Genomic DNA, 14585 nt, shown 5'->3' on the forward strand with positions numbered 1-14585 from the left:
TTAATTATTAATCCAGTTTTCTAACATTTTTTTTCCATCTGGTGTGAGCACAGATTCCGGGTGAAATTGTACTCCACGTACATCTAGTTCTTTATGGCGTAGTGACATGATTTGTCCATTTTCATCATATGAAGTCACTTCTAAACACTCGGGTAAATTTTCTTTGGCAACGACCCAGGAATGATACCTGCCTACATTAAAATTTTGCTCTAAGCCATCAAAAATAACTTCATTTTCTACTGATAGTGATACGTTGGTTGCGACACCATGATATACATTATCCAGATTGATGAGGTCACCACCAAATACTTCTCCTATGGCTTGTTGCCCCAGACAAACTCCAAAAATACTTTTGCTATCGGCATAGGTGCTTATAATGTCTTTTAACAAACCTGCTTCTTCTGGAATTCCCGGTCCAGGGGAAAGTAGGATTTTTTGAAATGGTGCTACTTCGTCCAAATGAAGCTGGTCATTACGTTTTACAGTTACTTCACAACCTAAGTCTTCTAGATAGTGCACTAGGTTGTAAACAAATGAATCGTAGTTATCGATTACTAATACTTTTTTACTCATAATATTTTATTTGTGTTAAGGATAGTAGCAAGCTATCGTGTAGCGCAAATAGCCTGACCCTTTTTTTGAAAAAGGGAACACCCTTATATTTCTTCTGCTAGTTTTAATGCTTTGGTTAATGCTCCTAACTTATTATACACTTCCTGAAGTTCACTTTCTTCATTGGACTCATTGACCAATCCGGCTCCTGCTTGCCAATGTAATTCATGGTTTTTACTTAAAAATGTACGGATCATGATGGCGTGATTAAAATTTCCTGAAAAATCCATAAACCCTATCGCACCGCCATAAAAATCTCGGTTTATGGTTTCGTATTTTTCTATCAGTTGCATTGCCATGTGTTTTGGTGCTCCGCTTAGTGTACCGGCGGGAAAAGTATCGGCTACAACCTGCATAGTTGTGGTATTATCATGTTTTTTTCCGGTAACTTTGCTCACCAGATGAATTACATGAGAATAAAACTGAATTTCTCGATAAGTGTCTACTGTTACATCACTGCCATTGCGACTTAAATCATTTCGAGCCAGATCGACCAACATTACATGTTCTGCATTTTCTTTTTCGTCTGCGGCCAGTTTTTTTGCCAATTCTGCATCTTGTTCGTCGTTTCCGGTACGTTTAAAAGTACCTGCAATGGGGTGTATCTCGGCAATATTGTCTTCTACAACCAATTGAGCTTCTGGCGAACTACCAAATATTTTGAAATCTCCATAGTCAAAATAAAATAGGTAAGGAGAGGGGTTGATACTTCTAAGTGCTCTGTAGACATTGAACTCGTCTCCTTTGAATTTTTGTGAGAAACGTTTTGATAATACCAATTGAAATACATCTCCTCGTTGACAATGTTTTTTGGCTAAGGCTACATGTTCTTTGTATTGATCATCATTAAGATTTGAGGTGGTTTCTCCTTGTGTGTTAAAATTATACGAAGCAAAGTTTTTGACTCTAAGCAGTGATTCTATTTGAGGAATATTGTTGTCTGATTCGTAGCAGTGTGCAAAAATGTAAGCTTCGTTGGTAAAGTTACTAATAGCAATAATGTTTTGATATACTGTGTATTGAATATCAGGGATAGCTAGTGCTGCTTCTTTTTTAGAAATTGTAATATCTTCAAAATATCTAACCGCATCATAAGAGATATATCCAAATAGACCATTGTTTATAAATTTGAAGTCACTTTTTGAAGTTTCGAACTGAGCTGCAAATTGTTCGATTACCTGAGGGATGTTTGTGTCTTCTGTAATTGGAGTTTCTAAAGTGGTTTTGTCAGGAAACGATTGATAAATAGTTTCGTTTTCTACTTTGATAGTGGCAATCGGATTGCAACAGATGTAGGAAAAACTATTTTCATTACCTCTATAATCATTATTTTCTAGTAAAAGACTATTAGGAAATCGATCTCGGATTTTTAGATATACACTTACCGGTGTAAAAGTATCTGCCAGAATTTGTTTGAAATGTGTGGTTAATTTATACTTCATAAGTAAACCGTATCTTTTTGATTATTATATTTTTATTTCTGTGAATTCATTCAATAAAAAAAAGGCTTGTCGTGATTTTGACAAGCCTTTTGTATGTTTTTCTTAACACAATGCAGTAGCTATCTCACGACGTTTTCGTTTCGAGAGTTCCACCACCAGTTATTTGTTAAAATAAAATTCATTTTTTTTTATTTACGATTCAAATATATAAATTAATTATAATTTACAATATAAAAATTTACATTTTTAAGTTTACAGCTAATTCGAACTCATCGTTTATTGCTTTGTCTCCTAAATTATCAAAAAAACTTCCTGATCCATATTTGATATCATACTTGGTTCTATCTACCTTCAAAGTGGTAGAAGCTGTATTACCTTTTATATTTAGATCAAATTGAATAGGGTTTGTTTTTCCTTTAATAGTAAGATCTCCTGCTATTTTATAACCATTAGCTGTCTTTTTTGCTTTAGTAACTACTAGTTTTGCAGTTTTATGGTTTGAAGTGCCAAAGAAATCATCAGAATTAAGATGGCCTTCTAGTTTTTCTTTTCCTTTGCCCGCTTCAAGATCTGTAACGACTAGTGTAGTCATATCGACTACAAATTCTCCTGCTGTAATTTTGTCTCCTTCAAAGTTTAAAAATCCTTCAGATAGTTTTAATGTTCCGGTATGTGATCCTGTAACTTTTTTACCAGTCCAGTTGACAATACTCTCTGAGGCTTTAATTTTCTTTTTTTGAGCAAATACTGAGGATGTTGCAACAATGGCAAAAGCTAAAATTAGTGTTTGAAATTTCATGTTCATGATTTTAAAATTAAGTTTGTTTTTATGAATTAAAATTTTGATTTCGTAATTGATCTAAAAATATATTTAACTGATCTAAATCTTCTTCTGTTAGATTAGATGTGATTTTATTTTCAAAATCATCCATTATAGGACTTACTATATTTAAAAATTCTGTTCCTTTTTGAGTAATAGTTATTTCTACTTTTCTTCTATTAGAAGGACAGATAGTTCTTGTTGTATACCCTTTTTGAATAAGCTTATCAACGAGTCTTGTGGTGTTACTCATTTTGGTTACCATTCTTTCTTGAATTGTAGACAGGTTGGCTGGTTTTCCTTTTTGGCCATTAAGAATGCGTAGTACATTAAATTGTTGTATGGATATATCATGATTCTTTAGTTCGAGATTGATTTTATCCATAATCCACCCATGTGTAAATAATAGATTTATGATCGCTTTTTTACGAACGGGTATTTTATTTTCGGTTTTTATGAAACTTTCTATATTCATTTGTATAAACAACATTTGTATATACAAATATATAATTAAGAATGCTTTTTGAATACTAAACCGATATTAATTCTTTGTTAAAGTTGAGATTAGCGTGTAGTTAAATAGTAATATTGCGAAGATAGTAATACTGTTGAGTTAAACATTTGCAAAAAATTCTGAAAATATTTAAGTAAACATCAGAAACCTTGTTAATTTTCTTTTGCTTAGATATGAGTTTTGATACATTAGTAGCATGTTGAAATGGGTTTTAAATATTGTATTGATAGTTTTTTTTTCGGGATGTAAAGGAGAAAAGACTGTAGCATTAGATGCTAACAAAGTTTTTAAGAGTAAAGGGGTAGAAATACCTTTGCATACTTTTGAAAGCTTCGAACCGTTGCTTAATATCGATGATGGAAAAACTAGAGTGATCAATTTTTGGGCAACTTGGTGCAAACCTTGCGTAGCAGAATTGCCTTATTTTGAATTGATTAATAGTAGGTATCCAGAGCATAAGGTAGAAGTGATATTGGTAAGCTTGGATTTGCCCATGCATGTAGAATCCAAATTAATTCCTTTTGTGAAAAAACAAAAGATTCAGAGTAAAGTGATTTTATTAGATGATCCGGATGCAAATAGTTGGATTCCTAAGGTAGATAAAGATTGGACAGGCTCGATACCTGCAACTATAATATATAGAGATAACACATTTCGTTTTTATGAACGATCGTTTACTTACAACGAATTAGAAAAAGAACTCAAAAAATTATTGTAACTATTTATAAAAAGTACAGAAATGAAAACTTTAAAAATTTTAGTGGGAGTTGCTTTTATTATTGCGATTAGTGCTTTTGCCATAGACAAAGTATCAGATACCGAGATAGATAAAGGATATTCTATAGGGGATATCGCAACAGATTTTAGTTTAAAAAATATTGATAATACAAATGTTTCTTTGGCAGATTACAAAGAAGCAAAAGGGTTTATAGTAATTTTTACATGTAATCATTGTCCTTATTCTGTTGCTTATGAGGATCGAATTATAACATTAGACAAAACTTTTAAGTCAAAAGGATATCCTGTTCTAGCTATAAATCCAAATAATCCAAAAGCATATCCCGATGATAGTTTTGATAATATGATTAAAAGGTCCAAAGAAAAGGGTTTTACTTTTCCTTATTTGTTTGATGATGGACAAAAGGTTTATCCTCAATATGGAGCTACAAAAACTCCTCATGTGTATGTGTTAGAAAAAACACCTGAAGGAAATGTAGTTAGATATATAGGAGCAATCGATAATAATTACAAAGATGCTTCTGCCGCAACAGAAAAATATGTTGAAGATGCTATTAATGCATTATTAGAAGGAAAGAAGGTTCCTGTAGAAGTTACAAAAGCTATAGGTTGTAGTATAAAAGCTTAAAATTTCACTTCATTTTTATTATATCTCGATATCCATGTGACACAATTTATAAAAGTACTCGTTATATTTGTAATGAATATAGAATAAGAAAGACTTATAACTTAGTACTAACATAATTTATAATGGCAGATATCACACAAGAAGAATGGCAAGAACTTATTGCTAAAGATGAAAACGCAGTTATTTTGGATGTAAGAACCGAAGAAGAAGTAGAAGACGGTTACATTCCTAATATGCAAAATATAGACATTCGTAAAGGGCAGGGATTTTTGGATGAAATTAGTGCTCTTGATAAATCTAAGAATTATTATGTGTATTGTAGATCAGGTGCCCGCAGTGCTCAAGCCTGTACATTAATGAACCAAATGGGGTTTGATACAACATATAACTTATTAGGCGGATTTATGGAGTGGGAAGGAGAAACCGTAGAGTAACTCTCACTATATCTATTATGAAATATTTACTTACCTCTTTAGTCATCATATCGTTTTTTACAATTTCGAGTTGTAGAGATATTGAAGATGCTACAATTGAACATATTACTGTAGAAGAAATGGATTCTTTAATCAAAATGAGTAAAGTTGAGCTTATTGATGTAAGAACACCAGAAGAATATGCTAGTGGATTTATAGAAGGAGCTGTTAATATCAATTATGAAGATGAGAATTTTGAAGATCTTATCGCTAAGCTTGATAAATCAAAACCGGTAGCTGTATACTGTGGTAGAGGGTATAGAAGTAGTAAATGTTCTCGATATATGAAAAAAGCAGGTTTTACTAAGATCTACGATTTAGATGGGGGGATAACCCAATGGAAGTTTAAAGGTAAAACCACTATTAAAAAATAGTAGTTTTGTATTACGATACTAAAAAGGTTTGAAATTAATATTGTTTCAAGCCTTTTATTGTTTTTATTTAAAAGTAAATTACAGTATTTTATGTTTAAAATTTAATAATTATAATATTCTTAAAAGCTGATGTAATTTAAGGGGTTCTACTTACTTTTATGAATCATCTTTTAAACCCTAATCGTTATGCTTGAAATTAAGGTTACTACACAAGCACTCCTTAATCAACAACTTAAAGAAATACATATAATCCTTAGAGATAACTATAAAGATGTAAAAGACATAGGTGGTTTATCCGGGATTTCAGGAATTTCGCTTTTTCAATTTTACTATTCAAAATATTTAAATTCTGATGTAGGAGCAGAAATTGGAGCAGAAATTCTTAGTGAATGTATTGATAGAATTAATAATGGATACAACTTTCCTACCTATTGTAATGGTATTGCAGGTGCAGGATGGGTGATCCAACATTTGGTAGAAGAAGATTTTGTCGAAATTGATGTTGATGAACTCTTAGTAGATTTAGATGTATACCTTTATTCTGTAATGAAGGTCAATATAGAACAAGGAGACTATGATTTTTTGCATGGAGCTTTGGGGTACGGGTATTACTTTTTGAAACGCCTAAAAAATACACAGTCTGAAACGCTTAAAAATAAATACCTAAGTTATTTATCAGATATCATACAGCAATTAGATGTTCTGTCAGAAAAAGATGATTACGGTTGTAAGTGGAATTCAATTTTAGATCATGAGTCAGGCTTAAAAGGGTATAACTTGAGCCTCTCTCATGGAATGTCAAGTATCATCAACTTTTTATCAAGATTGTATCCCTATACAGAGCTAAGGGATAAAGTAACTCCTCTTCTAAAAGGAGGAATATCTTACATTCTTAGTCATGAAGATGCGACTCAAGATTCTATTTCGCTATTTCCAAGTTGGTCTACACAATCAGAAGAAAGACAAACTAGTCGCCTGGCATGGTGTTACGGGGATTTGGGTATTGGAATTTCCCTTAGAATAGCAGCTTTAGCTTTAAAAGATAGTGATCTCGAAGAGAAAGCATTGAAAATTTTAAAACGTGCAACCGGTCGAAAAACTAAAGAACAATCTTTGGTTAAAGATACATGTATGTGCCACGGTGCATTTGGAAACGCTCAAATTTTCAATAGATTATATAGAGATACAAAAGAAGAAGTTTTCTTAGAAGCAGCAGATTTTTGGATACAAGAAGGCATAAACATGGCTACATTTTCTGATGGATATGTGGGATATAAACAATGGAAAGGTAAAAAAGGATGGGTAAATGAAATTGATTTGTTAATGGGAGTTGCAGGTATAGGAATGGCCATATTATTTCATATATCTGATTTTGAAACCTCTTGGGATGAATGTCTAATGATCTCTTAATGTACTAAATGAAAAAAACTAAAAACCCATATAAAGGATTCGAAAAATTTGTTTTACGAACCCCTTTATTATCACTCTCTGCATATAAAAAACTTACTGAAGAGGATGTGGTTGAGGAAAAATTAATTAGAGAGCTATGTCAAAATGTAACTATTCAAGAAGCTGTTTTTTTGGCTTCACCTTCATTATTTTTTGAACTTAAAAAATGGCTTGAAGGCGAGATAACAGATCAAAAAGAATCTGAAAAACTTATATTTTCGATTTTAAAATACCTAAGCAGAATGTCCTCTCGTTGCACTCCTTTCGGAATTTTTGCAGGATGTAGTGTTGGTAAATTTGATTATAACTCAAGAATAGAATTGTCATCGAGTGATCAGAACAAGAGGCATACTAGATTAGATATGAATTATTTGGTAGCACTTTCTCAAGATTTGGTCAAAAACGAAAGCATAAGAAAACAATTATTATTTTTTCCGAATACTAGTATTTATAAAGCGGGTGATTTCTTGAGATATGTAGAATATCATCACGATAAAAATAGTAGAAGACATCATCATATCGTAGCAGTTAATCATTCAGAATATTTAGAGCAAATTTTACAAAAATCAAAAGAAGGAGCTTTATTAAAAGATCTTTCATTATTATTGGTTGATGATGAAATTACAGAAGAAGAGGCTTCGGCATTTATTGAAGAGTTGATAGATAATCAAGTTTTGATCAGTGAATTAGAACCTTCGGTTTCTGGAGATGAGTTTTTGCCTAAAATACAATTAGTCTTGCAGAAATTAGAAGGAGTAGAAGAACTCTTAGCTATTATTAATCAAATACATCAAGAAATACATGTGATAGATCAAACGTTACAAAATCCTATATCCAGATATACAGATTTGAGCGAATTGATAAAAAAATTAGGTACTGGATATGAACTAAAATATCTATTTCAAACGGATATGATATTAGAGACAAATCATAATGTATTACAAAAAGAAATCTTACAAAAAGCAAAGAAATGTTTAGCGTTTTTGAATAAGATTTCTCCAAAGGTAGACATCGAGACACCTATGCAAAGTTTTAAAAATGCATTTTATGAGCGTTATGAAAATAGAGAAGTCTCGCTTTCTAATGCTCTTGATATAGAGATAGGAGTTGGCTATTTGCAAAATCAAGGTACAGGTGATGTAACCCCATTGGTAGATGATCTTATTTTACCATTAAAAAATGAAAACAGAGAGGTTAAAAATATAAAATGGACTCGAACTCATGCTATTTTGCATGAAAAACTTCAAGAAGTACATCATAATCAAGAATATGTAATGAAGCTTACTGATGAAGATTTCAAAGATTTTGAGGTAACATGGACGGATTTGCCAGATACGATATCTTCTATGATCGAAATTATCACAGAAGATGGAGAGCAAAAAATTGTAATGACAGGAGCAGGAGGATCAAGTGCAGCAAATATTTTAGGTAGATTTTGTCATGGCGATTCTGAATTGAATACACATACAAATTCAATTATCGAGAAAGAAACAATAATAAACAAGGATAAAATTTTAGCAGAGATTGTTCATCTGCCAGAGTCAAGAGTAGGCAATATTCTAATGCGTCCTGCTTTTAGAGCATTTGAAATTCCTTATTTGGCCACATCTTCTGTTGAGCCCAATAAGCAAATTGATATTAGTGACCTGATGGTTTCAATGCCTAATCATAAAAAAATGATCTTAAGATCAAAAAAACATAAAAAAGAAGTTATTCCTCATTTAACAAATGCTCATAATTATTCTGCAAATGCATTGCCGATTTATCATTTTTTATGTGATATGCAGACTCAAGATTTACGCAGTTCAATTGGATTTAATTGGGGAGGATTAGCAGATCAATATAAGTTTTTGCCAAGGGTAATCTACGAAGATATTATCATTTCTAGAGCAGTTTGGAATTTTAAAAAGGTTGATTTAGAACCTTTTTTGAAGTTATTTTATATTGAAAAAAAGCTATTATCTGCGATATCCGATTGGCGAGATGTATATCAAATTCCTCAATATGTATCATTAATTGACGGGGATAATAAACTCTTAATCAATTTGAGAAATATAACATCTATCCAAATGCTATTACATACCATCAAAAATAGAACACAAATCAAGTTTTCAGAGTTTTTGTTTACTGAAAAAGGTATAGTAACCTGTGATAATGATGATTACACAAACCAAATAGTCGTATCTTTTTTTAATGAAGGAAAACTAAAATAAAATTTTCGGTATGATGGATAATAATGTAAAGCGATCATTTATAATAGGAGATCATTGGTTGTATTATAAACTGTATACAGGATATAAAACAGCGGATTTAATACTTACTGATATCATTCAACCTATAACAGAAAAGTTGATTGATAAACAATGTATTGATTCATGGTTTTTTATTCGTTATGCTGATCCAAAGGAGCACTTGAGAGTTCGTTTTTATATAAAGAACTTGGATCAGATAGGTAATGTGATACAATTAATCGCTCAAGAATTAGAGGATTTTATAGAAAAAGATTTGATATGGAAGGTACAAATTGATACTTATCAGAGAGAAATAGAGCGGTATGGTAGTAATACTATAGAAAAAGCAGAACAGTTATTTTATCATGACAGTGTTATGATTACAAAACTGATTGATTTGATAGAAGGAGATGAAGGAGAAGAAATCCGTTGGTTATTTGGATTGAGAGCCATAGATAGTTTACTCGATAGTTTTCAATATACAAATGAAGAAAAGTTGAAATTATTGCATCGTCTTAAAACTGGTTTTAGACAAGAATTCGGTGTTTCAAAATTACTTAATACTCAATTAAAGGATAAATATAGAGTCGCTAGAAAAAAAATAGATGATTTTATGCTCTTTACAGCTTCTGATATCCCAGAATATGAACCAATACTTGATATTCTGGAAGAAAAACAAAAACATTGTAAAGGTATTGCAAAAGAGATAGTAAATCTACGATCCCAAAATCAATTAGAAAAAGATTTAGATGATTTTATGGCGAGTTACATCCATATGCTCATGAATCGGTTGTTTACCTCAAAAAATCGTCTTCATGAAATGGTATGTTATGATTTTTTGTATAAATATTATATATCTATGATTGCACTACAAAAACAGAAAGTTGATGTTTAAATCTTCCTAAAATAAGTTGAAGATTTTAATACTTTAAATGTCTGAATAGCATTAAAAGTATTAAACAGAAGTGTATTCGAAATATAAAACAGCGTTGAGTTTATACTAATACTGATTCAGGATAGTTCATTTTAATAATTTTTCCTGGATTACCTACTACTACAGCATAATTAGGAATGTCTTTTATAATAACAGCTCCTGCACCTATAGTACACCATTTTCCTATTTTTACTTTTGGAATAACAACTGCTCCTGCACCTATATGAGAGCCTTCTCCAATCTCTACAAGACCACATAATGTTACATTAGGAGATATATGTACAAAATCATTGATAATATTATCATGATCTACACTAGCAAGTGTATTGATAATCACATGTTTTCCAATATAGGTATTGGGCTGAATAACCGCACCGGCATAAACCACAGAACCATCGCCTAAAATACTACTAGGATCAACTACGGCAGTAGTATGTATGGCTTTTGCAAACCCAGAAGTTAATACTTTTGCTATTTTATATCTATGCATATTATCACCAATACCTACTATAAAAGGAGCTCCTTCATAGGGAAAAGAAGAATGATGTTTTATTCCTGGAATTATATTTTTGAATTTAGGATGGCTTTTTGATGGATTGTCGTCAAAAATTTCATTTACAGATACTCCATTTTGTTCTAAAAGTAATTTTATGATTTGAGAATGCCCGCCTGCACCATATAATCTGACTGTATCAGTTTTGTTCATCTTATTACTTTTGTTAAGATCAATCATCAAAAATATTTAAGATTACTATTTTGAAATATGATTTTTATCATCAAAAGATAAAAAATAGACATTACAATAAAAAAAGCTTCGTATAATAGAACTTATACGAAGCTACAGAATTTGAACGTCTTGGTGCTTTAATTATCTAAATCTTGTAACACCTACAACAAAATTTTATAAATATGATATTGAAGAATCTCTCTGTATATTAATTAAGACGAAACAGCTACAACTTCAACTTCAACTTGTTGTTGCTGTTGTTGTTTCTTAAGCTCTTTTTTAGTTAGATCACGAGTTAACCAACCACTTCTTCCAGCCGTTGCAATTGCATAAGGAGTAATCCAAAACAAAGTAAAGGCAAAAAAGATACTATATGGATAAGCCCAAAGTGATTCTGCTACATTATGTTTTTTAGCATAAAATAAGGCTCTCATGCTAGAGAAAACTAATGCGCTTACAAAAGTAGAGCTGAAGAATAACACTGGATACGTAACGATAAAAAATAACATGATTAATAATGCAGGATATGCCATTGTCATTTTTAACCATTGGTTTAACAATAAAATTCTAGTACCAGTCTTTTTCCCTTCTCTAAAGTTACTGAAAGCAAACTTACTCATAGCAATGTTTTCACGAACATTACTTCTTTCCCAACGAATAAACATTTTTGATAAATTCTTATAACGCTCAGGAATATTAGTTAATACATAAGCATTACGTTGAAATAGTACTTTGTATCCCTGTTTTAAGATCATATTGGTCATGGCACGATCTTCTCCAATTTTAGAAACTTGCCCCATAAAAGTTTGATTAATCCAAGCCTCACGACAGTTAAAAACAGCTTCTCTGCGATAAGCGGATAGTGCTCCCGGAGTACATAATACAGAACCCAATGTGCTTTGTGCAGAACGAATAAATTCGAAACTAAAAGCAAAACTTACATTCAACATACGAGGGATTAAAGCGTCTTTTCTATTTAAAACTCTTACATTTCCTGCTACCGCACCACACTCTTCATTTACAATAAATGGGCTTGCCATGTTGCGTAATGTATCTTTCTTTACGATAGAATCACTATCAACAGTTATAAAAACTTCTCCCATACCAAGGTTGAATCCACGATATAGTGCATGTCTTTTACCCATGTTCTTAGGCTGTTGATATATAGAAACACTATTACCTAATTCTTGCTTGGCTTTTTTCATCCATTGCCAAGTATCATCTTGACTACCATCATCAATAGAAATTATTTGTAATTTTTCTTTAGGATAATCACTGTCTGTTAAACTAATAAGTGTTTTATATACAAGCTCACCTTCATTATAAGCAGGTACAATAACTGTAAGTAAAGGAAGTTGTTCATCTGATACAGAGTTTACAACCTTATAGCGTAGATATAAAACTAATATGTACACTAAAAAACTAATTTTTAATGTAAGTAGTATAGAACCTACTATCATCAAAGTAAATCCCCAAGTTGTACTAATTCTTTTGAGGTAAATATCTTCGAAATATGGTTGCAAGAAATAAAATAAAGATGCCGCACCAAACATTAATAAGAATGTTCCTATTATGATTAATGTTGATGAAGAATTCATAACTAATTTTTCTATCAGATTAGGATTTTTAGTCATAGGTCCAGATGATGTCAATTGCTTCATGAGAGTTTTCTTATATTTTTACACATATTGGAAAGACAACATCGATGCCATTTTAAATAATGTTGAATTACAAGGGTTTATAAGAGATGTTTATATTCTAAAGTGTGAACATTTTACACACTTGTGTAAATTCAACACAAAATTCCCCAATAATTTTATACTCTTATGGTGATTGCATTTGTTTGAGGTTACATAATAAAAATTCAGAACTCTTCAAGAAGCAAACAGAATTCTTAGTTATTAATTCATTTGATTCTTAAAACACACTTTTTTTTAGAAAAAATATACAGACTTTTGTTTATAACTGTGAATATTATCTTTGTCAAATGAAAAACATAGTATTTTATTTATTCTTTATTCTTTTTAGTACTGGTCAATCTCAGCATGATCTCCTCACAAATTATAAGTGGAAAATTGAAAAAATAAGTAACTCTGAGTTGAAAGGTTTATTTCCTGAGAATTTGGATTATGGAGAACCTTGGATTTTTAAAAAAGATGGTAGGGTTATTATTCATGATAAGTATGTTTTGGGTGGTGGAATAACTGAAGGGGTTTGGAGTTTAAAAGACCAAGAATTAATGATCACCATCCGCGAATTGGATTTAAAATTTAAGATTATCGAATTAAATACATCTAAACTTAAATTGAGATTAAATTTTGATAATAGAGAAGATTTAGATTATGATTTTGTTTCTGTGAAGAAAGAATAAAAGTGATGATTTGTACTAGATTTACTTCGTTAGATATAAATTAAAAGCAACTATTTTGTTGTAGATAAGGTTTTTACAGTATACTGTAACAATTATTTTTTTGGTTTGTCTGTACAGTAAACAAACAAACCAAAAAATGAAAAATCCTGTACTTTTTTTATTAGCAATATATCTATGTTTCTCCTTTGATAGTGATAAAAAGAAAAATGACTTTAGAATAGGTCAAAAATCAATAACTTTTGTAGATGAGTCTAGAAATAGGCCTTTGATAACCGAAATATGGTATCCTACTTTAGAAACTATAAAACAAAAAGAATCTGTAAATACTCAAAAAGAACTTTTTAAAACAATAGAGACAATTCCTAATGCAACTATTGTAGATAAAAAATTACCATTGCTATTGATCTCTCATGGAACAGGAGGTAATAGATTTTCATTAACATGGTTTATAGAAAGAATGGTAAAAGAGGGGTATATTGTGGTTTCGCTCGATCATTATGGAAATTCTACCTTTAATAAAATACCAAGAGAGTTCGTAAAATGGTGGGAAAGAGCAATTGATGTTCAATTTGTACTTACCAATGTCCTCAAAGATGGTCAGATTGGAAAAAAGATTGATACATCAAGAATTGGTGGAGTTGGTTTTTCTCTGGGAGGCTATACTAATATAGCATTAGCTGGGGGGTATGTAGATAGAGCAGTTAGAGAAAATCAAAATCCCGAAGATAGAACAATGCCTGCGGAGTTTCCTAAAACAGGTGAGGTTATAGATTTTGAAAACGATAGCCTTATCGTTTCGTCTTATAACAAATACAGGGATCATGTAAAAGATGATAGGATTAAGTCATTTTTTGTAATGGCTCCGGCAATTGGATTTGGATTTCATTCCAAAGAGCAAACAAATACAATTACAGCACCTGTTTTTATCGTAGCAGGAAAAGGAGATGCCAATACGCCAGTAAAGAATAATGCTGAAAATTATCATGACTTGATTAAAAGTAGTCGAATACATTTATTTGATGATAATGTAGGGCATTATGTGTTTTTAAATGAACCTACAGAATTTGGGAAAAAAGTTGCACCTGCGATAACAATAGATAAACCGACAGTTGACAGAAAAGAAATTCACGAAAAAACCTTGAAACTGGCATTAGATTTTTTTAAAAACACATTGTAATTAATGATACATCATAGTTTGCAGTTGAAAACGCGCTAAAGTTTTCTATTCTGTTTGTATTTGCTACATTTAGCTTTTAAATATGTAGATATAAA

At 31.2% G+C, this 14585-nt stretch carries 15 protein-coding genes; 9 read left to right on the plus strand and 6 right to left on the minus strand.

Going from position 1 to position 14585, the window contains the following annotated elements; translation table 11 throughout:
- The 4 genes from FHK87_RS16985 to FHK87_RS17000 form a co-directional block, all read right to left on the minus strand.
- A complete protein-coding gene (locus FHK87_RS16985; RefSeq protein ID WP_140594959.1) occupies nt 1-573 on the minus strand; it encodes an anthranilate synthase component II in 573 nt (190 codons plus the stop codon).
- An 83-nt stretch (nt 574-656) separates the two neighbouring features.
- Nucleotides 657-2054, minus strand: a complete 1398-nt coding sequence (locus FHK87_RS16990; RefSeq protein ID WP_140594960.1) for an anthranilate synthase component I family protein — start codon at nt 2052-2054, stop codon at nt 657-659.
- Between the two features lie 238 nt (nt 2055-2292).
- Nucleotides 2293-2853 (minus strand): YceI family protein, encoded by a 561-nt coding sequence (locus tag FHK87_RS16995; RefSeq protein ID WP_140594961.1) that lies wholly within the window; start codon nt 2851-2853, stop codon nt 2293-2295.
- 28 nt (nt 2854-2881) lie between these two features.
- Nucleotides 2882-3349: a MarR family winged helix-turn-helix transcriptional regulator gene (locus FHK87_RS17000; RefSeq protein ID WP_140594962.1), complete on the minus strand. Its 468-nt coding sequence runs from the start codon at nt 3347-3349 to the stop codon at nt 2882-2884.
- Between the two features lie 235 nt (nt 3350-3584).
- Between FHK87_RS17000 and FHK87_RS17005 the strand changes: the two genes are divergently transcribed.
- The 7 genes from FHK87_RS17005 (at nt 3585) to FHK87_RS17035 (ending at nt 10176) form a co-directional block, all read left to right on the plus strand.
- Entirely contained in the window at nt 3585-4106 is a 522-nt protein-coding gene (locus FHK87_RS17005; RefSeq protein WP_140594963.1) for a TlpA disulfide reductase family protein, read from the plus strand.
- 21 nt (nt 4107-4127) lie between these two features.
- Entirely contained in the window at nt 4128-4754 is a 627-nt protein-coding gene (locus tag FHK87_RS17010; RefSeq protein WP_140594964.1) for a thioredoxin family protein, read from the plus strand.
- Nucleotides 4755-4876: 122 nt separating this feature from the next.
- Entirely contained in the window at nt 4877-5188 is a 312-nt protein-coding gene (locus FHK87_RS17015) for a rhodanese-like domain-containing protein (RefSeq protein ID WP_226294297.1), read from the plus strand.
- A gap of 17 nt (nt 5189-5205) precedes the next feature.
- On the plus strand, nt 5206-5601 hold the full coding sequence (locus FHK87_RS17020) for a rhodanese-like domain-containing protein (RefSeq protein WP_140594966.1): 396 nt from the start codon (nt 5206-5208) through the stop codon (nt 5599-5601).
- A 186-nt stretch (nt 5602-5787) separates the two neighbouring features.
- Nucleotides 5788-7011 carry a lanthionine synthetase C family protein gene (locus FHK87_RS17025; protein WP_140594967.1) on the plus strand — a complete coding sequence of 408 codons (1224 nt, stop codon included), beginning with the start codon at nt 5788-5790 and terminating at the stop codon, nt 7009-7011.
- An 8-nt stretch (nt 7012-7019) separates the two neighbouring features.
- Nucleotides 7020-9263: a lantibiotic dehydratase family protein gene (locus tag FHK87_RS17030; RefSeq protein ID WP_140594968.1), complete on the plus strand. Its 2244-nt coding sequence runs from the start codon at nt 7020-7022 to the stop codon at nt 9261-9263.
- Nucleotides 9264-9273: 10 nt separating this feature from the next.
- Complete coding sequence (locus FHK87_RS17035) at nt 9274-10176, plus strand: thiopeptide-type bacteriocin biosynthesis protein (protein WP_140594969.1); 903 nt, start codon at nt 9274-9276, stop codon at nt 10174-10176.
- 100 nt (nt 10177-10276) lie between these two features.
- On the opposite strand, the gene FHK87_RS17040 is transcribed toward FHK87_RS17035, so the two are convergent.
- Nucleotides 10277-10921, minus strand: coding sequence for an acetyltransferase (locus FHK87_RS17040; protein ID WP_140594970.1), 645 nt, complete (start codon nt 10919-10921; stop codon nt 10277-10279).
- Between the two features lie 233 nt (nt 10922-11154).
- Nucleotides 11155-12576, minus strand: a complete 1422-nt coding sequence (locus FHK87_RS17045) for a glycosyltransferase (protein WP_226294311.1) — start codon at nt 12574-12576, stop codon at nt 11155-11157.
- 353 nt (nt 12577-12929) lie between these two features.
- Between FHK87_RS17045 and FHK87_RS17050 the strand changes: the two genes are divergently transcribed.
- The gene (locus tag FHK87_RS17050) at nt 12930-13313 is read left to right on the plus strand and encodes a hypothetical protein (RefSeq protein ID WP_140594972.1); all 384 of its coding nucleotides are present in this window, start codon (nt 12930-12932) and stop codon (nt 13311-13313) included.
- Between the two features lie 136 nt (nt 13314-13449).
- Entirely contained in the window at nt 13450-14490 is a 1041-nt protein-coding gene (locus tag FHK87_RS17055; RefSeq protein ID WP_140594973.1) for an alpha/beta hydrolase family protein, read from the plus strand.
- Nucleotides 14491-14585 lie beyond the last annotated feature (95 nt).

This window comes from Aquimarina algicola (genome assembly GCF_006443095.1).
GTDB lineage: Bacteria > Bacteroidota > Bacteroidia > Flavobacteriales > Flavobacteriaceae > Aquimarina > Aquimarina algicola.

Bases quoted from the DNA above. Each gene is read 5' to 3' on its own strand.
- FHK87_RS16985 (WP_140594959.1), bottom strand. From the start codon at position 573: ATGAGTAAAAAAGTATTAGTAATCGATAACTACGATTCATTTGTTTAC.
- FHK87_RS17040 (WP_140594970.1), bottom strand. From the start codon at position 10,921: ATGAACAAAACTGATACAGTCAGATTATATGGTGCAGGCGGGCATTCT.
- FHK87_RS17035 (WP_140594969.1), top strand. From the start codon at position 9,274: ATGATGGATAATAATGTAAAGCGATCATTTATAATAGGAGATCATTGG.
- FHK87_RS16995 (WP_140594961.1), bottom strand. From the start codon at position 2,853: ATGAAATTTCAAACACTAATTTTAGCTTTTGCCATTGTTGCAACATCC.
- FHK87_RS17030 (WP_140594968.1), top strand. From the start codon at position 7,020: ATGAAAAAAACTAAAAACCCATATAAAGGATTCGAAAAATTTGTTTTA.
- FHK87_RS17025 (WP_140594967.1), top strand. From the start codon at position 5,788: ATGCTTGAAATTAAGGTTACTACACAAGCACTCCTTAATCAACAACTT.
- FHK87_RS17010 (WP_140594964.1), top strand. From the start codon at position 4,128: ATGAAAACTTTAAAAATTTTAGTGGGAGTTGCTTTTATTATTGCGATT.
- FHK87_RS16990 (WP_140594960.1), bottom strand. From the start codon at position 2,054: ATGAAGTATAAATTAACCACACATTTCAAACAAATTCTGGCAGATACT.
- FHK87_RS17055 (WP_140594973.1), top strand. From the start codon at position 13,450: ATGAAAAATCCTGTACTTTTTTTATTAGCAATATATCTATGTTTCTCC.
- FHK87_RS17050 (WP_140594972.1), top strand. From the start codon at position 12,930: ATGAAAAACATAGTATTTTATTTATTCTTTATTCTTTTTAGTACTGGT.
- FHK87_RS17005 (WP_140594963.1), top strand. From the start codon at position 3,585: ATGTTGAAATGGGTTTTAAATATTGTATTGATAGTTTTTTTTTCGGGA.
- FHK87_RS17015 (WP_226294297.1), top strand. From the start codon at position 4,877: ATGGCAGATATCACACAAGAAGAATGGCAAGAACTTATTGCTAAAGAT.
- FHK87_RS17000 (WP_140594962.1), bottom strand. From the start codon at position 3,349: ATGAATATAGAAAGTTTCATAAAAACCGAAAATAAAATACCCGTTCGT.
- FHK87_RS17045 (WP_226294311.1), bottom strand. From the start codon at position 12,576: ATGACTAAAAATCCTAATCTGATAGAAAAATTAGTTATGAATTCTTCA.
- FHK87_RS17020 (WP_140594966.1), top strand. From the start codon at position 5,206: ATGAAATATTTACTTACCTCTTTAGTCATCATATCGTTTTTTACAATT.